Genomic DNA, 24,069 nt, shown 5'->3' on the forward strand with positions numbered 1-24,069 from the left:
TTTTCCCGTTTTCGCCGATACTCTTTAACGCACTACGCCGGTTTACCTCTTCAGCGGTACGATTAAACGCTGGGATCTCCCTGACGTTACCGTTATATTAATGTGTATATAACGCTACTCACAGGAGTTACAGATGGCACGTTCATGGGTACGCCTTTTTGCAGGGGCAACGTTGACGCTTTCCCTTACCGGACACGCGCTGGCGGATGAGGGTAAAATCACGGTCTTTGCGGCGGCGTCGCTGACTAACGCGCTGCAGGATATCGCGGCGGCGTATAAAAAAGAGAAAAACGTCGAGGTGGTCTCCTCGTTTGCCTCTTCCTCGACGCTGGCGCGCCAGATAGAAGCGGGCGCGCCGGCGGATCTGTTCATCTCGGCTGACCAGAAGTGGATGGATTACGCGGTGGAGAAGAAAGCGATTGATGCGGCAACCCGCGAAACGCTGCTGGGGAATAGCCTGGTTGTCGTGGCGCCAAAAGCCAGCGCCCAGGCTGACTTCACCATCAACAAAGAGACCCACTGGATAAGCCTGCTGAACGGCGGGCGTCTGGCGGTGGGCGATCCGGAGCACGTTCCGGCCGGGATCTACGCCAAAGAAGCGCTGCAAAAATTGGGCGCATGGGAGACATTGTCACCGAAGCTGGCCCCGGCGGAAGATGTCCGCGGCGCGCTGGCGCTGGTGGAACGCAACGAAGCCCCGCTGGGCATTGTGTATGGCTCTGATGCCGTTGCCAGTAAGGGTGTGAAAGTGGTGGCAACGTTCCCGGAAGACTCCCACAAGAAAGTGGAATATCCTGTTGCGATTGTTGATGGACATAAAAATGCGACCGTGACGGCCTTCCGCGATTATCTGAAGGGGCCGGAGGCGTCCGCGATCTTTAAACGTTACGGATTTACGACTCACTGATGATATTGACCGATCCTGAATGGCAGGCTGTTCTGCTGAGCCTTAAAGTCTCTTCCCTGGCGGTTGCGCTGAGTTTGCCCTTTGGGATGTTCTTTGCCTGGCTACTGGTTCGCTGTCGGTTTCCCGGCAAAGCGCTGCTCGACAGCGTGCTTCATCTTCCGCTCGTGTTGCCGCCCGTGGTGGTCGGTTATCTGCTGTTAATTTCTATGGGGCGACGCGGTTTTATTGGCGAAAAACTTTACGACTGGTTTGGACTGACCTTTGCGTTTAGCTGGCGCGGTGCGGTGCTGGCGGCGGCGGTAATGTCATTCCCGCTGATGGTGAGGGCGATCCGCCTCGCGCTGGAAGGCGTGGACATGAAGCTTGAACAGGCGGCCCGTACGCTGGGTGCCGGGCGCTGGCGCGTCTTTTTCACCATCACGCTTCCCCTGACGTTACCCGGCATTATTGTCGGGACGGTACTGGCCTTCGCCCGCTCGCTGGGCGAGTTTGGCGCGACCATCACCTTCGTCTCGAACATCCCAGGCGAGACGCGAACGATTCCGTCGGCCATGTATACCCTGATTCAAACGCCGGGCGGAGAGGCCGCGGCGGCGCGGCTGTGTATCATTTCAATCGTATTAGCCCTGGTATCGCTGCTGGTGTCGGAATGGCTGGCGCGGCTGAGCCGCGAGCGGATGGGGAAATAAGCATGCTGGAACTGAATTTCACCCAGACGCTGGGAAACCATACCCTGACGCTTAACGAGACGCTGCCTGCAAGCGGTATCACTGCCATCTTCGGCGTCTCGGGGGCGGGAAAAACGTCGCTGATAAATGCCATCAGCGGCCTGACGCGCCCGCAGTCAGGACGGATTGTATTGAATAACCGCGTCTTAAACGACGTGGAGAACAAGGTTTATCTCACGCCGGATAAACGCCGCATCGGCTATGTTTTCCAGGACGCGCGCTTATTCCCGCACTACAGCGTGCGCGGCAACCTGCGTTACGGCATGGCAAAAAGCATGGCCGGACAGTTTGATAAGCTGGTGACGCTTTTAGGCATTGAGCCACTGCTCGACAGACTGCCCTCGTCGCTTTCCGGCGGAGAAAAACAGCGCGTAGCCATTGGCCGCGCGTTGCTGACCGCGCCCGAACTGCTGCTGCTCGACGAACCGCTGGCCTCGCTGGATATTCCGCGCAAACGTGAGCTCCTGCCCTACCTGCAGCGCCTGACGCGAGAAATTAATATTCCGATGCTCTACGTCAGCCATTCGCTGGATGAGATCCTCCATCTGGCCGACAAAGTGCTGGTGCTGGAAGAGGGCAGCGTCAAGGCCTTCGGCAACCTGGAAGAGGTCTGGGGCAGCAGCGTCATGCACCCGTGGCTGCCCCGGGAACAGCAGAGCAGCATCCTGAAGGTGAGCGTGCTGGAACACCATCCGCACTACGCGATGACGGCGCTGGCGCTGGGCGATCAGCACCTGTGGGTCAATAAGATCGACAAGCCGTTGCAGTCCGCGCTGCGTATTCGTATTCAGGCATCAGACGTCTCGCTGGTGCTGCAGCCGCCGCTGCAAACCAGTATTCGAAATATTCTGCGCGCCAAAGTCGCGGAGTGTTTTGATGATAACGGCCAGGTGGAAGTGAAGCTCGAGGTGGGAAGCCGGACGCTCTGGGCGCGCATCAGCCCGTGGGCCAGGGATGAGTTAGGGATCAAACCCGGCCTGTGGCTTTACGCGCAAATTAAGAGCGTCTCGATCACCGCCTGATTACAGCAGGTGGGTATAAATATACTGCGCGATGCTGTCGGTGGTGTTGTCGCCAATCACCACGTTAGCGCGCGCTTTTACCGCGTCGTCGGCATTGCCCATCGCCACGCCCGTACCGACGGCTTCCAGCATGCTGATGTCGTTGTAGTTGTCGCCGAAGGCGATCGCGTCCTGCATTGACCAGCCCTGTGATTCCACATACTGCGTCAGACGCTTGCCTTTGCTGTTGCCTTTGCGGGCAATATCTACCTGATCGTGCCAGGACCATTCGCACTCCAGCCCCAGCGTTTCCTCGACGTGCTTCGCGAAGGTATTCAGTTTGGTCGTGTCTTCATCCGTCAGGGCGAATTTCCAGATAGCCTCAACGTCCTGGGCTGCCTGACGCAGGGAGGATACCTGGGTAAAGACCGGACGCTGCGCTTCAGGCAGGGACAACGCCCAGTTGCTGGTGCGCACCACGTGGCCGGTAGGGCGCTCGTAGACCATTGCGTTATCCACATACATCAGGCCGTGAATGGCATGCTCATCCAGCAGATCAATCAGTTGCAGCGCCTGGGGAACCGGCAGCGGGTCGGAGGCTAAAACCTTTTTTGCCTGATAATCATACAAATAAGTGCCATTACAACAAATTGCAGGTGTATCTAACGCCAGTGCCTGATAAAAAGGGTGAATGGCTACGTGATGTCGACCCGTTACGATAAGGAGTTGATATCCCGCTTCCTGCGCGCGTTTAAGCGCTTCCAGAGAAGAGGGGAGAAGGGTTTTTTGCGGCGTCAGTAAGGTACCGTCTAAATCCAGAGCAATCACACGCGAGGTCATCTGTTTTCCCGGGTTAATATTGAATTTACGTTTTGATGGGATGGTACACCGAGAGGCGAATGCTTCAAAATTCCTGTCGACAATTCAGCATTCACCGTCAAAAGTTAATTACTTTCATGCGCAGTGAGGAGTGAATATTCATGAAACAAACCGTTTATACCGCCAGTCCTGAAAGCCAGCAGATCCACGTCTGGCGCTTAAATACCGAAGGGACACTCACGCTGGTTCAGGTTGTTGATGTGCCAGGCCAGGTACAGCCGATGGTCATCAGCCCGGATAAACGTTTCTTGTACGTGGGTGTGCGCCCGGAGTTTCGCGTGCTGGCCTATCGCATCTCTCCGGACGACGGCGCGCTGACGTACACTGCCGAAGCGCCGCTGCCGGGCAGTCCAACCCATATCTCAACCGATCGTAAAGGCAACTTTGTCTTCAGCGGCTCGTATAATGCGGGCTGCGTCAGCGTAACGCGTCTGGAAGATGGCATTCCGGTCGAAACCGTGGATGTGGTGGAAGGGCTGGAAGGCTGCCACTCGGCGAATATCTCTCCGGATAACCGCACGCTGTGGGTGCCTGCCCTGAAGCAGGATCGTATCTGCCTGTTCACCCTGAGCGACGATGGTCACCTGGTGGCGCAGAATCCAGCTGAAGTCACGACGGTCGAAGGTGCAGGCCCGCGTCATATGGTCTTCCATCCGAACCAGCAGTACGCCTACGTAGTCAACGAACTGAACAGCTCCGTGGACGTATGGGAGCTGAAAGATCCAAACGGTCAGATTGAGTGCGTGCAGACGCTGGATATGATGCCGTCTGATTTCTCCGACACCCGCTGGGCGGCGGATATTCACATTACGCCAAATGGCCGTCATCTGTACGCCTGTGACCGCACCTCCAGCCTGATCACCGTGTTTAGCGTTTCCGAAGACGGCAGCGTGCTGGCGATTGAAGGCTTCCAGCCGACGGAAACCCAGCCGCGCGGCTTTAATATCGATCACAGCGGCAAATACCTGATTGCGGCGGGGCAGAAATCCCACCACATCGCGCTGTATGAAATTAAAGGCGAGCAGGGGCTGCTGGAAGAGAAAGGGCGCTACGCCGTAGGCCAGGGGCCGATGTGGGTGGTGGTTAACGCTCACTAAGCGGCTTAAAACAAAAAACCTCGCGAATGCGAGGTTTTTTTATGCCCGGTGGCAGTGCGTTTACCGGGCTTACATAACCTGTAGGCCGGGTAAGGCAAAGCCGCCACCCGGCAAAAGGACAGCTTACTGCTTCGGCTCAGCAACCACTTTGCTACCCAGACCGCGGTTGTTGTACTCCCACATGCGGTTGAAGTTAGCGTCGTTCAGGTTGCGCTGCACGTTCCCTTTATCGTCCACCGCACCGGTATTGCCGGAGAACGGACGTTTAGAGATCGCCGCATCCGCCCACGGCTTCGCCATGTTGAAGCCTTCGTTGATCACGCTGTCGCGGATCACCACCTGACCGTTGGTCGCCGCGTCCACGTCCAGGGAGCGTCCCAGCTGCGCCACGCCGTCACCGGCAGCGTTAAAGCGGCTGTTCACGGCCAGGAAGCCGAAGAAGAGGTTCGACGGGGTTGCCGGAGCAAACACGTAACCTTCCTGCTGGGTACGTGAGTTCACCACGCGGAAATCGGTGTTATCAAATACCACCGCGCCGCGGCCGGACACCAGATCCACGTCACCTTCAACGTAGCTGTTGGTTACCAGCGTACGGGTCAGACGGTTATTCTGCAGGGTGTTCTGCACGCCGCTGTTGGTCACGAAGAAGGTGTTCTGACGACCCAGAATGTTCACGTTGTTAATCTGAACCTTATCGCCATCGCTGCGCAGCGCGACCGCCTGGTGGTTACCGGCGTCAACGCTGTCGCCCAGGGTATTCTGGATGGTCAGGTTCTGCAGCTGCAGACCGTTATTCTGAGACCAGAACACCGCTGAGCACATCACGCCAACCGTGGCGGAACGCTTGCTCTGGCAGTTATCAAACATGTACCACGCCGGTTTGCCCGGCATATATTTACCGGCCGGGTTCACCAGGTGACGCCAGGTGTTGCTGTCGATTTCAGAATCGATCGCCAGGCCAATTTTTACGTCGATTGCTTTTTCGCCCAGACCGTAAAGCGTAATGCTGCCCGGTGCAGCCGGAACATACACGGTGCCTTCATATTCGCCTGGCAGGATCGCGATGTACTGGCGAGACGCGCTGTGTTTCGTGATGGCAGCATCAACCGCAGCCTGAATAGAGGTATGCGTTACGCCCTGCGCACCTGCCGGGCCAACCACGAAGTCAGGCTGTTTCGGCAGGTTAATCGAAGACGGGGTCCACGGCGCAGCGTTAGGATCCATCGACGAGAAGTAGTGCGCACGGTCGAAGTTCTTCGCTTCATCAGCGGACAAAATCGGGCGGGAGGCGGTACCGGGCGCGACCTGCTCAGAAGGGCGCTGATCCGGTGGGGTTGAACTGCATGCGGATAAGGTCACGCCAAAGGCGAGCGCTAACGCCAGACGGGAAATCCTGGAAATGTTCAAGGTGAAGCTCCTGGGTATGCAAGTCTTTACGGGATAGACGAAATAGCCTGCTTTTTTATACTAAGTTGAGCGAAACGGGAAGATAAAAAGGGTAAAAGTTGCATTTTTAGCCCTGGAGCGGCGGGTAAGTGATCACAAATAAATAACATTTTCCGCAAAGTCGGTTGACAGCAGACAACAGATGAAAATAAATGTCTATACAACCCATGACAAGTGGAAAGCCCATGCAGCAGATTCATCCTGACGATGTGATATGGCGAAATGCGCGACTGGCTACGATGGCGCCGGACGTCCGTGCGCCCTATGGACTGAAAGATCAACACGCCCTGGTTATACGGGGTCAAACTATCCTGGCCGTGATCCCTGAATCTGACATTCCGGCCGGACACACTCACTGTGTCGATCTTCAGGGTCGTCTGGTCACCCCGGGCCTGATTGACTGCCATACCCACCTGGTGTTTGGCGGCGATCGCGCGGCGGAGTGGGAGCAGCGTCTGAACGGTGTCTCTTATCAAACCATCAGCGCCCAGGGGGGCGGGATTAACGCGACCGTGACGGCGACGCGCAGCAGTTCACCCGAAACCCTGCTTAATCTGGCACAGCAGCGGCTTCAGCGTCTGATAAATGAAGGCGTCACCACGGTTGAAATCAAATCGGGATACGGCCTCAACGCCGAGGCCGAAGAGAAAATGCTGCAGGTCGCACGCCAGCTGAGCCTCAATAATCCGATCGATATCAGCCCAACGCTGCTGGCGGCCCATGCCGTTCCGCCGGAATACCGACAGGATCCGGATGCCTACCTCACGCTGGTCTGCGAGCAAATATTGCCCACGCTGTGGCAAAAAGAGTTGTTTGAAGCTGTCGACGTGTTCTGTGAAAACGTCGGCTTTACCCCGTCGCAAACCGAGCGCCTCTTCAAGGCGGCGACCGCGCTCGGTATTCCGGTGAAAGGGCACGTCGAGCAGCTGTCGAATCAGGGCGGTGCGGCATTGGTCAGCCGGTATAAAGGACGCTCAGCCGATCATATCGAATATCTTGACGACGCAGGCGTTCAGGCGATGGCGCAAAGCGGCACGGTGGCGGTTCTGCTGCCCGGCGCGTTCTATTTTCTGCAGGAGCGCCAGCGTCCGCCGGTGGAACAGCTCAGAAAACACGGCGTGCCAATGGCGGTCGCCACCGACTATAACCCCGGTACCAGCCCGTTTGCCAGCCTGCACCTGGCGATGAACATGGCCTGCGTCCAGTTTGGCCTGACGCCCGAGGAAGCCTGGGCTGGCGTCACGCGCCATGCCGCGCAGGCGCTGGGCCGCGGGGAAACCCACGGACAGCTGCGGGCCGGGTTTGTCGCTGATTTTATCGTCTGGGATGCTCACCATCCGGTAGAGATGGTCTACGAGCCGGGACGCAATCCGCTGTATCAACGTATTTTCCGTGGGGAGGCAGTATGAGGTTATGGCGGCCCGTCGCCGAAACGGTCTGGCAGGGGCGCGACGACAGCGCCGAGGCCAGCAACGCAACGCGCATTTTCCAGACGATACGGCAGCAGGGGGCGTTCACGCCGCTGGCATCCGGCATTGCGCTGATAGGCTTTGAATGTGATGCAGGGGTAAAACGCAATCAGGGCAGGCCCGGTGCCGCGCAGGCGCCTGATGTGCTGCGCAAGGCGCTGGCAAATATGGCAAGCCATCTGGGGCACGAGCGGCTGGCGGATATGGGGTCGGTTTACGTTGAAGGTGGCGAGCTGGAAGCGGCACAGCAGGCGTTAAGCGATGCCGTGACAGCCTGCCAGCGCTCCGGGATGCGCACGCTGGTCTTTGGCGGCGGACACGAAACCGCGTGGGCGCACGGTCGCGGCGTGCTGGACGCCTTTCCGAACGAGCGGGTGGTCATTATCAACCTGGATGCCCATCTCGATCTGCGCAAGGCCGACCGGGCGACGTCCGGCACGCCGTTTCGCCAGCTGGCGCACTACTGCGATGAGCGCGGGCGGGCATTTCAGTACGCCTGCTTTGGCGTGAGCCGGGCGGCGAACACGCAGGCGCTGTGGGATGAGGCTGAACGCCTGAACGTCACGCTGGTGGAGGATCTCCATTTCAGGCGCGATGCGCTATCCGCGCTGGAAAAGGTGCTGGCCCAGGCCGATCGCGTCTACCTGACAATCGATCTGGACGTCCTGCCCGCCAGCGAAATGCCTGCCGTTTCCGCTCCGGCTGCGTTAGGCATACCGGCACTGGATCTCCTCCCCGTTATCGAACAAATCTGCCGTAGCGGTAAGCTACAGGCCGCCGATCTGGTAGAGTTTAACCCGCAGTTCGATCGGGACGGGCAGGGCGCAAAGCTTGCCGCCCGTCTGGCCTGGCAAATTGCTCACTGGTGGGCATAACACTATTCAAGGAGTCACGATGTTTTCACGCTCACCCCTGCCGCCGTCGAGCCCTCCCGCGCCTTTCTACGAAAAGGTGAAGCAGGCGATCAGCGAAAAAATCGCCACCGGCGTCTGGCGGCCGCACGACCGCATTCCCTCGGAGGCCGATCTGGTGGCGCAGTTTGGCTTTAGCCGGATGACCGTCAACCGGGCGCTGCGCGAGCTGACCGACGAAGGGCTTCTGGTGCGCCTGCAGGGCGTCGGGACGTTTGTGGCGGAGCCGAAAGGGCAGTCCGCCCTGTTTGAAATCCGCAGCATTGCGGACGAGATTGCCGCGCGTAATCATCAGCACCGCTGTGAGGTGCTGGTGCTCGAAGAGACCCAGGCCAGCGCCGAGCAGGCGGTAGAGCTGAACGTCAAAGAGGGCAGCCGCATCTTCCACTCCGTGATGGTCCATTTCGAAAACGACATTCCGGTGCAGATTGAGGATCGCTGCGTGAACGCTGAACGGATACCGGACTATCTGAACCAGGATTACACCCAGACCACGCCGCATGCCTATCTCTCGCTCGTCGCACCGCTGACGGAAGGGGAGCACATTGTGGAAGCCGTGCGCGCCACGCCGCAGGAGTGCGAACGGCTGCGCATTAAAGAGCACGACCCGTGCCTGCTGATCCGCCGTCGAACCTGGTCCTCATCGCACATCGTGTCACATGCCCGGCTGCTTTTCCCGGGGAACCGTTACCGGCTGCAGGGCCACTTTATGTCATAAGTTTTATAAGCGTGATCGCTAACGCAATATAACAAAATTGTATCTTTTTTGTTAAATCTGACCTTGTGCGTGCTTGTCTATACAAGTATATCTAAATGCATCATCTGTCCCGTATAGGAGCACACAATGTCGTCAGGTAAATACCGCCAGCAGGACGTCCGCGCCGCGCGCGGCACCACCCTTACTGCCAAAAGCTGGCTCACCGAAGCCCCGCTGCGCATGTTGATGAACAACCTTGATCCTGAGGTGGCGGAAAACCCCCACGAGCTGGTGGTCTACGGCGGCATTGGCCGCGCCGCGCGCAACTGGGAATGCTATGACGCCATTGTTAAGGCACTGACCGAACTCGAAAACGACGAAACCCTGCTGGTGCAGTCCGGCAAGCCGGTTGGCGTGTTTAAAACCCACAAAAATGCCCCGCGCGTGCTGATCGCCAACTCTAACCTCGTGCCGCACTGGGCCACCTGGGAACACTTCAACGAACTCGACGCGAAAGGGCTGGCGATGTATGGCCAGATGACCGCCGGGAGCTGGATCTACATCGGCAGCCAGGGGATCGTGCAGGGCACCTACGAAACCTTCGTGGAGGCCGGTCGCCAGCACTACAACGGCTCGCTGAAAGGCCGCTGGGTATTGACCGCCGGTCTTGGCGGGATGGGCGGCGCGCAGCCGCTGGCCGCCACGCTGGCCGGCGCGTGCTCGCTGAACATTGAGTGCCAGCAGAGCCGCATTGATTTCCGTCTGCGCACCCGTTACGTCGACGAACAGGCCGAGAATCTCGATGACGCGCTGGCGCGCATCAAAAAATACACGTCCGAAGGCAAAGCGGTGTCGATTGCCCTGTGCGGCAACGCGGCGGACATTCTTCCTGAACTCGTTGCCCGCGGCGTGCGCCCGGATCTGGTCACCGACCAGACCAGCGCCCATGACCCGCTGCACGGCTACCTGCCAAAAGGCTGGTCGTGGGAAGACTATCAGCAAAAAGCGGAGATCGACCCGGAAGGCACGGTGCTTGCCGCGAAACGCGCCATGGCGGAACACGTCTCCGCGATGCTGGCCTTCAGCCAGATGGGCATTCCGACCTTTGACTACGGCAACAACATCCGCCAGATGGCGAAAGAGATGGGCGTGAGTAACGCCTTCGACTTCCCGGGCTTCGTCCCGGCCTATATCCGCCCGCTGTTCTGCCGCGGCATCGGACCGTTCCGCTGGGTTGCCCTGTCCGGTGACCCGGAGGATATATACAAAACCGACGCCAAAGTGAAGGAGATTGTCGCCGATGACGAACACCTGCACCACTGGCTGGACATGGCCCGCGAGCGCATTAACTTCCAGGGCCTGCCGGCGCGTATCTGCTGGGTAGGGCTGGAGTGGCGTCAAAAACTGGGCCTCGCCTTTAACGAAATGGTGCGCAGCGGTGAAGTTTCCGCGCCGATCGTCATCGGCCGAGACCACCTGGACTCCGGCTCCGTCGCCAGCCCGAACCGCGAAACCGAAGCCATGCGCGACGGCTCGGACGCGGTCTCCGACTGGCCATTGCTGAACGCCCTGCTCAACACCGCCAGCGGCGCGACCTGGGTGTCGCTGCACCACGGCGGCGGCGTGGGAATGGGCTTCTCCCAGCATTCCGGGATGGTCATCGTCTGCGACGGTACCGATGAAGCCGCCGCGCGTATCGCTCGCGTGCTCCACAACGACCCGGCCACCGGCGTGATGCGTCACGCGGATGCGGGTTACGAGATTGCCATTGACTGTGCCAAAGAGCAGGGCCTTAACCTGCCGATGATCCCTGCCACACAAGGAAAGCATGAATGAACGCGTTAACACTCACTCCCGGCTCACTGACGCTCAAACAGCTGCGTAACGTCTGGCGTCAGCCGGTCACCCTTTCGCTGGATGAAAGCGCCCACGCCGCCATTAACGACAGCGTGGCCTGCGTTGAAGCCATCGTTGCCGAAGGGCGCACGGCTTACGGGATTAATACCGGCTTTGGGCTGCTGGCGCAGACCCGCATCGCGACGCACGATCTGGAAAACCTGCAGCGTTCGCTGGTGCTGTCGCACGCGGCGGGCGTCGGTCAGCCGCTTGACGATGAGATTGTCCGTCTGATGATGGTGCTCAAAATCAACAGCCTGGCGCGCGGTTTCTCCGGCATCCGCCTGAGCGTGATCCAGGCGCTGATGGCGCTGGTTAATGCGGAGGTCTATCCGTGGATCCCGGCGAAGGGCTCCGTCGGTGCCTCCGGCGATCTCGCGCCGCTGGCGCACATGTCGCTGCTGCTGCTGGGCGAAGGCAAAGCGCGCTGGCAGGGCGAGTGGCTGCCTGCGAAAGAGGCGCTGAAAAAAGCCGGCTTAACGCCGATCACGCTGGCGGCGAAAGAGGGGCTGGCGTTGCTGAACGGTACCCAGGCATCGACCGCCTTCGCGCTGCGCGGCCTGTTTGAAGCGGAAGATCTGTTTGCCTCGGCGGTGGTGTGCGGTGCGCTGACCACCGAAGCGGTGCTGGGCTCGCGTCGCCCGTTCGATGCCCGCATCCACGAGGTGCGCGGTCAGCGGGGACAGATTGATGCCGCCGCGATGTACCGTCACGTGCTTACCGACACCAGCGAGATCGCGGAGTCACACCACAACTGTGAGAAGGTGCAGGATCCGTATTCCCTGCGCTGCCAGCCGCAGGTGATGGGCGCGTGCCTGACGCAGCTGCGCCAGGCGGCGGAGGTGCTGCTGGTGGAGGCCAACGCGGTGTCCGATAACCCGCTGGTGTTCGCCCAGGAAAACGAGGTGGTCTCCGGGGGCAACTTCCACGCCGAGCCTGTGGCAATGGCGGCGGATAATATCGCGCTGGCGATTGCCGAAGTCGGCGCGTTGTCCGAGCGCCGCATCGCGCTGATGATGGATAAACACATGTCCCAGCTGCCACCGTTCCTGGTGCGTAACGGCGGGGTCAACTCGGGCTTTATGATTGCTCAGGTGACGGCCGCAGCGCTGGCAAGCGAGAACAAGGCGCTGTCGCACCCGCACAGCGTGGACAGCCTGCCAACGTCTGCAAACCAGGAAGATCACGTTTCGATGGCACCGGCTGCCGGGCGTCGTCTGTGGGAGATGGCCTCCAACACCCGCGGCGTGCTGGCGGTGGAATGGCTGGCGGCAAGTCAGGGTATCGATCTGCGTGAAGGGCTTAAATCCAGCCCGCTGCTGGAGCAGGCGCGCCAGGTGCTGCGCGAGCACGTCACGCATTACGATGATGACCGCTTCTTTGCCCCGGATATTGATAAGGCGATGCAGCTTCTGGAAGAAGGGCGGCTGGTGGGGCTGTTACCTTCGGTGCTGTGATTTTTTTGCCCGGTGGCGCTGCTGTATGACCGGATACATAGGTGACAGATCAGACCGGGAACATAGGTAACACTTTTAGTCTATCCGCACCACACTCTGGGTTTTTCGGTCGTAGTACGCAAGCGTTATTCCGTTGAAGATGATGGCCTCCAGGCCATCATCCTGTTCTTCCAGCATGATGTACTCATCAGTCAGCGCTTCACTCAGGAACACCGTCCCCTTTTTCCCCATATAGAGTGTCCCCCTCGATTTCACCCTGTAGACCGTTCCTCCTGACGGATAGGCATAGTCAGGAACACGGCCATCCCACTGTCGCTTCGAGGGGTGCCACACCGTTCCGGGCGTTGCACCCGCCAGGGCTTCATGCGGTCTTTCGTAGTTAAATTCTTCCCGGTAGTCACTGAACCACCGCTGTTGTTCTTCCATCGTCATGAAGGTGTTCCCCTGCGCCAGCGCACTTTTCAGGGAACGGTGCATGCGTTCGTGCCGCCCGTTCTCTTCGGGATGGCCCCGCCGGATACGCTCCGGTCTGACGCCCAGCTTTATCAGCCAGACGGCAAGGCGACTTAACCCGGCGATACCCGTCCCTGCGAAGGGCTGACCATTATCGGTTCTCAGAACGTCCGGCAGACCGTACTCCAGGAACGCCTCCGTCAGACAGTGCCTGACGAAGGGCTCGCTCTCACGGTCCGTTCCACGGCAGCTCAGCAGATACCGGCTGTGGTTGTCGGTCAGGGTAAAGGGATGACAGTACTCTCTGCTCAGCAGCCTGAACTTGCCTTTAAAATCAGCGCTCCAGACCTGATTGTTTTCACTGATGCTGGTCAGGGGCCGGCGATTCCCCGGCGTTCTGCGCTTTCTCTTTCTGTCAGGTACCAGGCCTTCACGCTTGAGGATATCGCCGACAGTGCTGGCAGCAGGAACGGTAAAATCGACGTGATGATTGAGGAGCCACATCCGCAGTTTTTTCGGGCCCCAGTCAGGGTGTTTCTGACGCAGGGCAGTCAGGTGTCCGACGACCTCATCAGGAACCGTCCGGGAGTGAGAGCATGGTGCGCGCGACCGGTCAGAGAGAGAGGACAGGTCAGAAGGGTCAAAACGCTGAAGCCATTTGTAGCCGGTTTTGCGGCTGATACCAAAAAGACGGCAAAGAGCGGAGAAGGAGTCCGTACCTGCATGGCAGGCACGGATAAAATCAAGGCGTTGCATAGGTCGGGTCTCAGTCCAGGGCATAGCGAGTCTCCTCTTCTATGCCAGTTATAACTGTTACCCATGTATCCGGTCTAAAGTGTTACCCATGTTTCCGGTTCATACCCTGCGCTTACCGGGCCTACGAGTACGAAATCCAGGCCGGGTAAGGCGTAGCCGCCACCCGGCTTTTTTTACGAATACATCGCCGTAATCGACGCGCTCCCCAGGGAATGGAAATGCACGTTAAACCCGACCATCGCGCCGCTCGCGCCTTCATCGACCTCAATTCTCTCCACGTCCAGCGCGTGCACCGTGAAGATATAGCGGTGGGTTTCCCCTTTTGGCGGCGCCGCGCCGCCGTAGCCCGCTTTACCAAAGTCAGTACGCGTCTGAATGGCACCTTCAGGCAGGGCAACCAGGCCTGAACCGGAACCCTGCGGCAGCACGCGCGTGTCGGCAGGCAGGTTCGCCACGATCCAGTGCCACCATCCGGAACCGGTTGGCGCATCCGGGTCATAGCATGTCACGACAAAGCTTTTGGTGCCTGCCGGAACCTCGTCCCACGCCAGGTGCGGGGAGATGTTATCGCCCTGATACCCCATGCCGTTGAAAACGTGCCGTTCCGGCAGCTTTTCGCCGTCGCGCAGATCTTTACTGATGATTTTCATACGGTTTACCCTCGTTGATCGCTCGTTCAGCAAGTGTAATGCATTGGGTTAAATCGTGAAATGCGCGGGAATGTTAACGGCTGTTACAACCGCGTCGGTTAATTTTCGAAGCTGCTCTGGCGTGATGCTGTACGGCGGCATCAGATAGATAAGCTTGCCGAAAGGCCGGACCCACACGCCCTGGTCCACGAAGAAGCGCTGCAGCGCCGCCATATTCACCGGATGGGTGGTTTCAATCACCCCAATGGCGCCCAGCACGCGCACGTCCGCCACGAAATTCGCGCCCGAGGCGGCGCTCAATTCCGCTTTCAGCTGCGCTTCTATCGCCGCAACCTGCGTCTGCCACTCGCCGCTCTCCAGAATCGCAAGGCTTTCACTCGCCACGGCGCAGGCCAGCGGGTTACCCATAAACGTCGGGCCGTGCATAAAGCAGCCGGCTTCACCGTCGCTGATGGTGTCGGCCACCTGGCGGGTCGTGAGCGTGGCGGAGAGCGTCATGGTGCCGCCGGTCAACGCTTTACCGAGGCACAGAATATCCGGCGCAATGCCCGCATGTTCGCAGGCAAACAGCTTGCCGGTGCGGCCAAAGCCGGTGGCGATCTCATCGGCAATCAGCAGAATGCCCTCGCGGTCGCACATCTTGCGAATACGCCTCAGCCATTCCGGATGGTACATCCGCATTCCGCCCGCGCCCTGCACGATCGGCTCAAGAATGACGGCGGCGATCTCATGGCGATGCGCCGCCATCAGCCGCGCGAAGCCGACCATGTCCATCTCGTTCCACTCGCCGTCGAAGCGGCTCTGTGGGGCAGGGGCAAACAGGTTTTCCGGCAGATACCCCTTCCACAGGCTGTGCATGGAGTTGTCCGGATCGCAGACCGACATCGCCCCGAAGGTATCCCCGTGATAGCCGTTGCGGAAGGTGAGGAAACGCTGGCGCGCTTCGCCTTTGGCGTGCCAGTACTGCAGCGCCATTTTCATCGCCACTTCCACCGCCACGGAGCCGGAATCCGCCAGGAACACGCACTCCAGCGAGTCAGGCGTCATCGCCACCAGACGGCGGCATAAATCCACCGCGGGCTGATGGGTGATCCCGCCAAACATCACGTGCGACATCTGGTCAATCTGCGTCTTCATCGCCGCGTTCAGGCGCGGGTGGTTGTACCCGTGAATGGCCGCCCACCAGGAGGACATCCCGTCAACGAGCCGCTCGCCGCTGGCGAGGTGCAGCTCGCAGCCGTGGGCGGAGGCCACCGGATAGACGGGAAGGGGGCGGGTGGTGGAGGTGTAAGGGTGCCAGATATGCTGCTTGTCGAAGGCGAGATCGTCCTGGGTCATAATCGACTTGTAAACCATTTTGAAAAGTTTTAGGTTTACGAGTATAAACCGAACCGAAAATTAACAAAACCCTTTGGAGAAGCCCGATGGCTCACCACGCACGCTGGACGATGTCGCAAGTTACTGAATTATTCAACAAACCTTTCCTTGAGCTGATGTTCGAAGCCCAACAGGTGCATCGTCAGCACTTCGATCCCCGCCATGTTCAGGTCAGCACGCTGCTGTCGATCAAGACCGGCGCCTGCCCCGAAGACTGCAAATATTGCCCGCAGAGCGCGCGCTACAAAACCGGCCTGGAGTCAGAGCGCCTGATGGAGGTCGAGCAGGTCCTCGACTCCGCGCGCAAGGCGAAAAACGCCGGCTCGACCCGCTTCTGCATGGGCGCGGCGTGGAAGAACCCGCACGATCGCGACATGCCGTATCTGGAGCAGATGGTGAAGGGCGTGAAGGAGATGGGCCTCGAAGCCTGTATGACGCTCGGCACGCTCAACGAGGAGCAGGCGCAGCGCCTCTCGGCGGCGGGGCTGGATTACTACAACCACAACCTCGACACCTCGCCGGAATTTTACGGCAACATCATCACCACGCGTACCTACCAGGAGCGTCTGGATACGCTGGATAAAGTGCGTGACGCGGGGATCAAGGTCTGCTCCGGCGGCATCGTGGGCTTAGGCGAGACGGTGAAAGACCGCGCGGGCCTGCTGCTGCAGCTGGCGAACCTGCCGACCCCGCCGGAAAGCGTGCCGATCAACATGCTGGTGAAGGTCAAGGGTACGCCGCTGGCGGATAACGAGGACGTGGATGCGTTTGATTTTATCCGCACCATCGCGGTGGCGCGCATCATGATGCCAACGTCTTACGTTCGCCTCTCAGCGGGCCGCGAGCAGATGAACGAGCAGACCCAGGCGATGTGCTTTATGGCCGGGGCCAACTCCATCTTCTACGGCTGCAAGCTGCTGACCACGCCGAACCCGGAAGAGGACAAAGACGTTCAGCTGTTCCGCAAGCTGGGGCTGAACCCGCACCAGACCGAGGTGCTGACGGGCGATAACGAGCAACAGCAGCAGCTGGAGCAGCAGATTTTTAACGCCGACACCGACCAGTTCTACAACGCGGCAGCCGTATGACCTGGCAGGCACGTATCAACTCTGCGCTCGACGAGCGTCGGGCGGCAGAGGCATTTCGCGTTCGCAGGGTGGTGGAAAACGGCGCGGGCCGTTTTCTTACCCGTGAAGGCCAGCAGTTCTGCAATTTCTCCAGCAACGACTATCTCGGGCTGAGCCAGCATCCGGCCATTATCCGCGCCTGGCAGCAGGGCGCGGAGCGGTTTGGCGTGGGCAGCGGCGGATCGGGACACGTCAGCGGATACACCACGGCGCATCAGGCGCTGGAAGAGGCGCTTGCCGACTGGCTGGGCTACCCGCGCGCGCTGCTGTTTATCTCTGGGTTTGCCGCCAACCAGGCGGTCATCACGGCCCTGATGGGCAAGGACGATCGCATTGTCGCCGACCGCCTGAGCCACGCCTCCCTGCTGGAGGCGGCAAATTTAAGCCCGGCGCAGCTGCGGCGTTTTGCCCATAACGATGCGGGGCAGCTTGCTGCGCTGCTGGATAAACCCTGCGACGGACAACAGCTGGCGGTCACGGAAGGGGTGTTCAGCATGGACGGCGACAGCGCGCCGCTTGCCGCGCTGCACGAGGCCGCAAAGCGGCAGCATGCCTGGCTGCTGGTGGACGATGCCCACGGCACTGGCGTGATGGGCGACGAAGGGCGCGGGAGCGCATACCAGCAAAACGTGAAGCCGGAGCTGCTGATTGTCACCTTCGGCAAAGGCTTTGGCGTCAGCGGCGCCGCCGTGCTGTGCAGCGAACCCGTCGCCGACTATCTGCTGCAGTTTGCCCGACACCTGATTTACAGCACCAGCATGCCTCCGGCGCAGGCCGTGGCGCTGTCAGCGTCGCTGGCGGTGATACGCAGCGCGGAAGGGGATGAGCGTCGCCAGCGGCTGGCAGAGCATATCGCCCGCTTCCGTCAGGGACTCGCGGCGCTGCCCTTTCGCAGCACCGATTCGCAGAGCGCTATTCAGCCGGTGATTGTCGGTGAAAACGGCCGCGCGCTGGCACTGGCACAGGCGCTGCGCCAGCGCGGCATGTGGGTGACCGCTATTCGCCCGCCCACCGTACCACCGGGCACGGCGCGGCTGCGCTTAACCCTGACGGCGGCGCATGAAGCACAGGATATTGAGACGTTGCTGGAGGCGCTCCATGATGCCGGTGAATAAGCAGGCCATCGCGGCGGCATTCGGCCGCGCCGCGCAGAGCTATACGCAGCATGATGAGCTGCAGCGTCTGAGCGCGCAGGGGCTTCTGGCCGCCCTTGGCGAGAACGGTTTTCCACAGGTGCTGGACGCCGGCTGTGGTCCCGGCAGCAACAGCCGCTACTGGCGCGGGGCGGGAAGCCAGGTGACGGCTATCGATCTCTCAGCCCGGATGCTGGAAGAGGCACGCCAGCGGCAGGCGGCAGATCGTTATCTGCTGGCCGATATCGAGGCGATCCCGCTGGCGGACGCGCAGTTCGATCTGGTCTGGAGCCATCTGGCGGTTCAGTGGTGCAGCAGCCTGCCGCAGGCCCTGCGCGAGCTTTATCGCGTGGCGCGGCCGGGCGGGAAGGTGGCCTTTACCACCCTGCTGGAAAGTTCGCTGCCGGAGCTGAATCAGGCCTGGAAAGCGGTGGATGAACAGCCGCACGCTAACCGGTTTTTATCGCATGAGCAGGTGACGCAGGCGCTGGCAGGCTGGCGCTATCGCAGCACGGTGCAGACCATCACGCTCAATTTTAGCGATGCGTTCAGCGCCATGCGTTCGCTGAAGGGCATCGGCGCCACGCACCTGCATACCGGACGCGAGAAAAAACCGCTTACCCGGGGTCAGCTGCAGCGCCTTGAGCTGGCCTGGCCGCAGCAGCGGGGGCATTTCCCGCTCTCCTATCAACTTTTTCATGGGGTTATCGAACGTGACTGAACGTTATTTTGTCACCGGCACGGACACAGAAGTGGGCAAAACGGTTGCCAGCACGGCATTGCTGCAGGCGGCACGGCTGCTCGGGAAAAACACCGCCGGGTATAAGCCCGTGGCGTCCGGCAGCGAGATGACGGCGGAAGGGTTACGCAACACCGACGCGCTGGCGCTCCAGCGTAACAGCACGCGTGAACTCGCCTATTCTGCAGTGAATCCGTACACCTTTGCCGAACCGACCTCGCCGCACATTATCAGCGCCGATGAAGGCCGTCCGATTGATTTCGCCGTGCTGTCTGCCGGACTGCGGACGCTGGAAAATCAGGCCGACTGGGTGCTGGTGGAAGGGGCCGGCGGCTGGTTTACGCCGCTTTCAGACACGCAGACGTTTGCTGACTGGGTGCAGGCCGAGCAGCTTCCGGTCATTCTTGTCGTCGGCGTCAAGCTGGGCTGCATCAATCACGCCATGTTGACCGCACAGGCCGTACAGCAGGCAGGGCTGCGTCTTGCGGGCTGGATAGCCAACGACGTGGTTGCGCCGGGTAAACGCCATCAGGCGTATCTGGCGACGCTCAGGCGCGTCCTGCCCGCGCCGTGCCTCGGGGAAATTCCCTGGCTGGCTGAGGGCGCGGAAAATGCCGAAACCGGACGTTATCTCGATCTCAGCGTTTTGCTTCCCGCGACATCCAGTGAGCGATAAGCTCGTCATCCAGTTCGTTAACGTGGCCCTGCGCCACGTTACGCCCGCGATAGAGCAGACAGAAACGGTCCGCCACCCGGCGGATAAACGACAGCTGCTGCTCGGCTAACAGCACCGTCATCCCTAACTCCCGGTTTAAGCGCCCCAGCAGCTGCACCAGCTTCTGGGCAACGCTGTGCCCCGCGCCGTGCAGCGGTTCATCCAGGATCAGCAGGTGAGGGCGGTTCACCAGCGCATTAGCCAGCGCCAGCTGATACTGGTCGTCCGGAGAGAGCGTGTTGGCGCGGGTTCGTCGCAAGGCATAGAGCGCCGGGAACAGGTCGTAAACGTCATTTTTCGCCTCCGGGTTCGGTTTCCCCGTCGCCCGCATGGCGATATGCAGGTTCTCCTCAATCGTGAGCTGGGAGAAGATCCGCCTGTCCTGCGAGACATAGCCTATTCCCGGCCCGGAACGCTGTTCTGGCGGCGGATTGAGCAAATCGCGCGGCGGCGCGCCCGCCTCATACCAGATGATGCTGCCGCTTTCGACGGGCACTTTCCCGGCGATGCAATTCATGAGGGTGGTTTTCCCCATCCCCGGCAGGCCAACGACGCCTGTACACATCCCTTGCGGAAAATCTAAATCCACATTCCATAGCGTATGTTGACTTCCGTAAAACTGATTCACTGCACGCAGGCTCAACATCTTTCTCTCCTTAAAAATGTGTGTAGGTGTGGCTCGTTGTTAAACTGCAAAACCCCTGCCATAAAGCGGAAAGTGATTAAAAAAGCGTCTTTTTTAGGAATAAGTCACAGAAGCGCGGGGGATAAAAAGGGGGATTGCACATCGACGGTGCCGACGGTGTTGAGTTGTGGTGCAGAGCCAGAAATGATGGAAATGTGAGCAAGATCTCGTCAGTTGGTTATGAATGACGCGACTGTTAATCAGCAAAAAAGAGCTATAAAAATTTTTTGCTGCCGCCTCGTGGGAAAATCCGGGAATTTGCAGAGCGCCAGTCTGTATGGGCTGGAAGCAGTTATCCACTATTCCTGTGGATAACCATGTGCATTAGAGTTAGAAAACACGCGATAAGCGAGAGAATACGCGGCTTACGCCCAAATTGACGCGAAACGCGGCTTTAGAAAATATCTTTTATTTTTTAATTGGTTAGATAAAATCAATTCCCGTCATGAAAGTGTCACCCGTTGCCATAAAACTATCATTACCTGGCTTGACAAATGTTAAAAAAGAAAAAGTTCTGGGGATAACCTGACCTGACTGGTGTTTTATGTTGCCACTGTCCAAATTTTGGCCGCTATCGCGCTAATCATTCAGGCGCTATGCTAAATATCCTGACATGCTACTGGTTTTTCATCCAGTGTTTTTTACTGGCATTCCTGGCAACAAGGAGTAAAATTATTCACCTGCCGCTTATAACGTCATCAGGTTGTCGCCCATGAGTAAACCGTTCAAATTGAATTCTGCTTTCCGTCCGTCTGGCGATCAGCCTGAAGCGATCCGTCGTCTGGAAGAGGGGCTGGAAGATGGGCTGGCGCACCAGACGCTGCTCGGGGTTACCGGCTCGGGTAAAACCTTTACCATTGCCAACGTGATTGCGGATCTCCAGCGCCCTACGATGGTGCTGGCGCCCAACAAAACCCTGGCGGCGCAGCTTTACGGCGAGATGAAAGAGTTCTTCCCGGAAAACGCCGTTGAGTATTTCGTCTCCTACTACGATTACTACCAGCCAGAAGCCTATGTGCCGAGCTCTGATACCTTCATCGAGAAAGATGCGTCGGTGAACGAACACATTGAGCAGATGCGACTGTCGGCCACTAAGGCGCTGCTGGAGCGTCGCGATGTGGTTGTGGTGGCCTCTGTTTCGGCGATTTACGGCCTGGGCGACCCGGATCTCTATCTCAAGATGATGCTGCACCTGACGCAGGGGATGATCATCGACCAGCGCGCGATTTTGCGTCGTCTGGCGGAGCTGCAGTACACCCGCAACGACCAGGCCTTCCAGCGTGGTACGTTCCGCGTGCGCGGCGAAGTGATCGACATCTTCCCGGCGGAATCGGACGATATGGCGCTGCGCGTTGAGCTGTTTGACGAGGAGGTCGAACGCCTGTCGCTCTTCGACCCGCTGACCGGACACGTTGAGTCAGTGATCCAGCGCTTCACCATCTACCCGAAAACACACTACGTGACGCCGCGCGAGCGTATCGTGCAGGCGATGGAAGAGATCAAAGTGGAGCTGGCCGAGCGCCGCAAGGTGCTGCTGGCGAACAATAAGCTGCTGGAAGAGCAGCGCCTCAGCCAGCGTACCCAGTTCGACCTGGAGATGATGAACGAGCTGGGCTACTGCTCCGGCATCGAAAACTACTCCCGCTTCCTCTCCGGGCGCGGGCCGGGCGAGCCGCCGCCGACGCTGTTTGATTACCTGCCAGCAGACGGTTTGCTGGTGATCGACGAATCCCACGTCACGATCCCGCAGATCGGCGGAATGTACCGCGGCGACCGGGCGCGTAAAGAGACGCTGGTGGAGTACGGATTCCGCCTGCCGTCAGCGCTGGATAACCGTCCGATGAAGTTTGAAGAGTTTGAGGCGCTGGCGCCGCAAACCATCTACGTCTCGGCCACGCCGGGCAACTACGAGCTGGAAAAATCGGGCGATGAGGTGGTTGACCAGGTAGTGCGTCCGACCGGGCTGCTGGACCCGATTATCGAGGTGCGTCCGGTGGCGACGCAGGTAGACGACCTGCTCTCTGAGATCCGCGCCCGTTCCGCCATTAACGAGCGCGTGCTGGTGACCACGCTCACCAAGCGTATGGCGGAAGACCTGACCGAGTATCTCGAAGAGCACGGCGAGAAGGTGCGTTATCTGCACTCGGATATCGATACCGTGGAGCGCATGGAGATTATCCGCGACCTGCGTCTGGGCGAGTTTGACGTGCTGGTGGGGATTAACCTGCTTCGGGAAGGTCTGGATATGCCGGAAGTCTCCCTGGTGGCGATTCTGGACGCGGATAAAGAGGGCTTCCTGCGTTCCGAGCGTTCGCTGATTCAGACCATCGGCCGCGCCGCGCGTAACGTCAACGGTAAAGCGATTCTGTACGGTGACAAAATTACCCCGTCGATGGCGAAAGCGATCGGTGAGACGGAGCGCCGCCGCGAGAAACAGCAGCGCTACAACGAAGAACACGGCATTACCCCGCAGGGGCTGAACAAGAAGGTGGTGGATATTCTGGCGCTGGGCCAGAACATTGCCAAAACCAAAGCGAAAGGCCGCGGCAAGGCGCGTTCAGTGGTGGAAGAAGATACCGTCGTGCTGACGCCGAAGGCGCTGCAGCAGAAGATCCACGAGCTGGAAGGGCAGATGATGCAGCACGCGCAGAACCTGGAGTTCGAAGAGGCGGCGCAGATCCGCGACCAACTTCATCAGCTGCGGGATCTGTTTATCGCGGCATCGTGAGTTTTTTGCCCGGTGGCGCTGCGCTTACCGGGCCTACAGGTTTAGCGTCTTTTGTCACCCCGGTAAGCGCAGCGCCACCGGGGTTTTTGTTAACCCAAAGCCTGAATTGCTTTCTCCAGCGCCTCGCGCAGCAGGTGGCGGTCGTGACGGTACTTGATGTCTGAGGCCTCCAGCGGCTCCTGCACCACCACGCGATCGCCAATCCCTGTCACATCCACTTTTGGCCCAACCACGACACCGTCGATAATTTTCTTACCGACGTACTGCTCCATCAGGTCGAGCTTGTCCGCCAGCGACAGGCTCGCCGCGGCCGGACTCAGCTCACGCCCTAAATTGCCGATGTAGACCATCGGCGCCGGGGTGCGGCGCAGCGCCTGCGCCAGCTCTTTCACCAGCAGGATCGGCATCAGGCTGGTATAAAAGCTGCCCGGGCCGATCAGAATTAAATCCGCATCGCCAATTGCTTCTACGGCTTCACGCGTCGCCGGCACGCTCGGGTAAGTCATCAGCTCTTTGGGCGGCAGCAGAAGCTGGTCAATATTCACCTCGCCGTACACTTCATGCCCTTCGGCGTCGATGGCCATCAAATCGACCGGTTGTTCAGACATCGGGATCAGGAATGCGTCCACTTTGAGCAGGTTACGGATCAGATTGATGGCTTCGAGAGGCCTTACGCTCAGGTGATCCAGCGCCTTTAACATCAGATTTCCGAGGTTATGTCCGGAAAGTTCGCCATTGCCGCCAAAACGGTACTCAAACATCGCCGACGCGACGCTCGGCTCGGTAATTAACTGGTTCAGGCAGTTGCGCATATCGCCCCAGGCAATGCCGCCTTCGGCACGTCTGATCCGCCCGGTTGAGCCGCCGTTATCGGTGGTGGTCACTATCCCTGTCAGCCTTGAGCCGAGTGACGACAAAGAGGACATAACGCGGCCCAGGCCGTGGCCTCCGCCAAGAGCGACCACTCGGTCAAGATCCGCAAAAGTGCGATTGCGCATACGTATTCCTTATCACGTTCGATCGCGTAACAGTAACCTAACTACCCCTAAAAGACGATGCCTCACCCGAAGCAAAATGACGTATATCAATGTGAAAGTGCAGTTTTTAGGTATTCTGTAGCGAAAATGCAGGATTGATTCGCTATATACATAATTATATAGCGAAAAGCGATAATGGCGCTGTCAGACTTTCCGCGCTACTATCGCCTTAACCACGTTT

General features: G+C 59.3%; 21 protein-coding genes. 14 read left to right on the forward strand and 7 right to left on the reverse strand.

Annotated features, from left to right (window positions below; genetic code table 11):
• Positions 1 to 133: 133 nt before the first annotated feature.
• From modA to modC, 3 genes are read left to right on the forward strand one after another with little or no spacing between them, the layout of a single operon-like run.
• Positions 134 to 907 carry a molybdate ABC transporter substrate-binding protein gene (modA, locus tag BFV67_RS06220; RefSeq protein WP_023326930.1) on the forward strand — a complete coding sequence of 258 codons (774 nt, stop codon included), beginning with the start codon at positions 134 to 136 and terminating at the stop codon, positions 905 to 907.
• On the forward strand, positions 907 to 1,596 hold the full coding sequence (modB, locus tag BFV67_RS06225; RefSeq protein WP_032656276.1) for a molybdate ABC transporter permease subunit: 690 nt from the start codon (positions 907 to 909) through the stop codon (positions 1,594 to 1,596). The genes modA and modB overlap by 1 nt, the downstream gene beginning before the upstream one ends.
• A gap of 2 nt (positions 1,597 to 1,598) precedes the next feature.
• On the forward strand, positions 1,599 to 2,657 hold the full coding sequence (modC, locus tag BFV67_RS06230) for a molybdenum ABC transporter ATP-binding protein ModC (RefSeq protein ID WP_008501121.1): 1,059 nt from the start codon (positions 1,599 to 1,601) through the stop codon (positions 2,655 to 2,657).
• Here the strand turns inward: modC and BFV67_RS06235 are convergent, their stop codons facing one another.
• A complete protein-coding gene (locus BFV67_RS06235; protein ID WP_008501122.1) occupies positions 2,658 to 3,476 on the reverse strand; it encodes a pyridoxal phosphatase in 819 nt (272 codons plus the stop codon).
• Between the two features lie 140 nt (positions 3,477 to 3,616).
• Between BFV67_RS06235 and pgl the strand changes: the two genes are divergently transcribed.
• Positions 3,617 to 4,612, forward strand: a complete 996-nt coding sequence (gene pgl, locus BFV67_RS06240) for a 6-phosphogluconolactonase (protein ID WP_023292974.1) — start codon at positions 3,617 to 3,619, stop codon at positions 4,610 to 4,612.
• Positions 4,613 to 4,735: 123 nt separating this feature from the next.
• Here pgl and BFV67_RS06245 read toward each other — a convergent pair whose 3' ends face one another.
• Positions 4,736 to 6,019, reverse strand: a complete 1,284-nt coding sequence (locus BFV67_RS06245) for a putative acyl-CoA thioester hydrolase (protein WP_008501124.1) — start codon at positions 6,017 to 6,019, stop codon at positions 4,736 to 4,738.
• A gap of 224 nt (positions 6,020 to 6,243) precedes the next feature.
• On the opposite strand from BFV67_RS06245, the gene hutI reads away from it, so the two are divergent.
• The 5 genes from hutI (at position 6,244) to hutH (ending at position 12,488) form a co-directional block, all read left to right on the forward strand.
• A complete protein-coding gene (gene hutI, locus BFV67_RS06250) occupies positions 6,244 to 7,467 on the forward strand; it encodes an imidazolonepropionase (RefSeq protein ID WP_047748691.1) in 1,224 nt (407 codons plus the stop codon).
• Positions 7,464 to 8,402: a formimidoylglutamase gene (gene hutG, locus BFV67_RS06255; protein ID WP_069598009.1), complete on the forward strand. Its 939-nt coding sequence runs from the start codon at positions 7,464 to 7,466 to the stop codon at positions 8,400 to 8,402. Before hutI ends, hutG begins: the two co-directional genes overlap by 4 nt.
• Positions 8,403 to 8,421: 19 nt before the next feature.
• On the forward strand, positions 8,422 to 9,156 hold the full coding sequence (locus BFV67_RS06260) for a histidine utilization repressor (RefSeq protein WP_045417467.1): 735 nt from the start codon (positions 8,422 to 8,424) through the stop codon (positions 9,154 to 9,156).
• Between the two features lie 126 nt (positions 9,157 to 9,282).
• Positions 9,283 to 10,971 carry a urocanate hydratase gene (gene hutU / locus BFV67_RS06265; protein ID WP_008501128.1) on the forward strand — a complete coding sequence of 563 codons (1,689 nt, stop codon included), beginning with the start codon at positions 9,283 to 9,285 and terminating at the stop codon, positions 10,969 to 10,971.
• Complete coding sequence (gene hutH / locus BFV67_RS06270) at positions 10,968 to 12,488, forward strand: histidine ammonia-lyase (RefSeq protein ID WP_023326936.1); 1,521 nt, start codon at positions 10,968 to 10,970, stop codon at positions 12,486 to 12,488. Before hutU ends, hutH begins: the two co-directional genes overlap by 4 nt.
• A 75-nt stretch (positions 12,489 to 12,563) precedes the next feature.
• Here hutH and BFV67_RS06275 read toward each other — a convergent pair whose 3' ends face one another.
• The 3 genes from BFV67_RS06275 to bioA all read right to left on the reverse strand — a co-directional run bounded on the left by BFV67_RS06275 (position 12,564) and on the right by bioA (position 15,685).
• The gene (locus BFV67_RS06275) at positions 12,564 to 13,697 is read right to left on the reverse strand and encodes an integrase core domain-containing protein (RefSeq protein ID WP_235610607.1); all 1,134 of its coding nucleotides are present in this window, start codon (positions 13,695 to 13,697) and stop codon (positions 12,564 to 12,566) included.
• Between the two features lie 173 nt (positions 13,698 to 13,870).
• The gene (locus BFV67_RS06280) at positions 13,871 to 14,347 is read right to left on the reverse strand and encodes a kinase inhibitor (RefSeq protein WP_069598010.1); all 477 of its coding nucleotides are present in this window, start codon (positions 14,345 to 14,347) and stop codon (positions 13,871 to 13,873) included.
• A 48-nt stretch (positions 14,348 to 14,395) separates the two neighbouring features.
• Positions 14,396 to 15,685 carry an adenosylmethionine--8-amino-7-oxononanoate transaminase gene (gene bioA / locus BFV67_RS06285; protein ID WP_039265999.1) on the reverse strand — a complete coding sequence of 430 codons (1,290 nt, stop codon included), beginning with the start codon at positions 15,683 to 15,685 and terminating at the stop codon, positions 14,396 to 14,398.
• Positions 15,686 to 15,771: 86 nt separating this feature from the next.
• Between bioA and bioB the strand changes: the two genes are divergently transcribed.
• The 4 genes from bioB to bioD are packed head-to-tail and all read left to right on the forward strand — an operon-like array spanning position 15,772 to position 19,399.
• Positions 15,772 to 16,812, forward strand: coding sequence for a biotin synthase BioB (gene bioB, locus BFV67_RS06290; RefSeq protein WP_008501133.1), 1,041 nt, complete (start codon positions 15,772 to 15,774; stop codon positions 16,810 to 16,812).
• Positions 16,809 to 17,966, forward strand: a complete 1,158-nt coding sequence (gene bioF / locus BFV67_RS06295; protein ID WP_069598012.1) for an 8-amino-7-oxononanoate synthase — start codon at positions 16,809 to 16,811, stop codon at positions 17,964 to 17,966. The genes bioB and bioF overlap by 4 nt, the downstream gene beginning before the upstream one ends.
• Positions 17,950 to 18,705 carry a malonyl-ACP O-methyltransferase BioC gene (bioC, locus tag BFV67_RS06300; protein ID WP_069598013.1) on the forward strand — a complete coding sequence of 252 codons (756 nt, stop codon included), beginning with the start codon at positions 17,950 to 17,952 and terminating at the stop codon, positions 18,703 to 18,705. The genes bioF and bioC overlap by 17 nt, the downstream gene beginning before the upstream one ends.
• Positions 18,698 to 19,399 carry a dethiobiotin synthase gene (gene bioD / locus BFV67_RS06305; protein ID WP_063617879.1) on the forward strand — a complete coding sequence of 234 codons (702 nt, stop codon included), beginning with the start codon at positions 18,698 to 18,700 and terminating at the stop codon, positions 19,397 to 19,399. Before bioC ends, bioD begins: the two co-directional genes overlap by 8 nt.
• Here bioD and BFV67_RS06310 read toward each other — a convergent pair.
• Positions 19,362 to 20,084, reverse strand: coding sequence for an ABC transporter ATP-binding protein (locus tag BFV67_RS06310; protein ID WP_008501137.1), 723 nt, complete (start codon positions 20,082 to 20,084; stop codon positions 19,362 to 19,364). The two genes, bioD and BFV67_RS06310, sit on opposite strands and share 38 nt — an antisense overlap.
• Before the next feature lie 751 nt (positions 20,085 to 20,835).
• Between BFV67_RS06310 and uvrB the strand changes: the two genes are divergently transcribed.
• Positions 20,836 to 22,851, forward strand: a complete 2,016-nt coding sequence (uvrB, locus tag BFV67_RS06315; protein ID WP_008501138.1) for an excinuclease ABC subunit UvrB — start codon at positions 20,836 to 20,838, stop codon at positions 22,849 to 22,851.
• An 89-nt stretch (positions 22,852 to 22,940) separates the two neighbouring features.
• On the opposite strand, the gene yvcK is transcribed toward uvrB, so the two are convergent.
• Positions 22,941 to 23,849 (reverse strand): uridine diphosphate-N-acetylglucosamine-binding protein YvcK, encoded by a 909-nt coding sequence (gene yvcK / locus BFV67_RS06320; protein WP_008501139.1) that lies wholly within the window; start codon positions 23,847 to 23,849, stop codon positions 22,941 to 22,943.
• Between the last annotated feature and the right edge of the window lie 220 nt (positions 23,850 to 24,069).

The organism is Enterobacter roggenkampii (assembly GCF_001729805.1).
In the GTDB taxonomy this organism is placed as follows: Bacteria; Pseudomonadota; Gammaproteobacteria; order Enterobacterales; family Enterobacteriaceae; genus Enterobacter; species Enterobacter roggenkampii.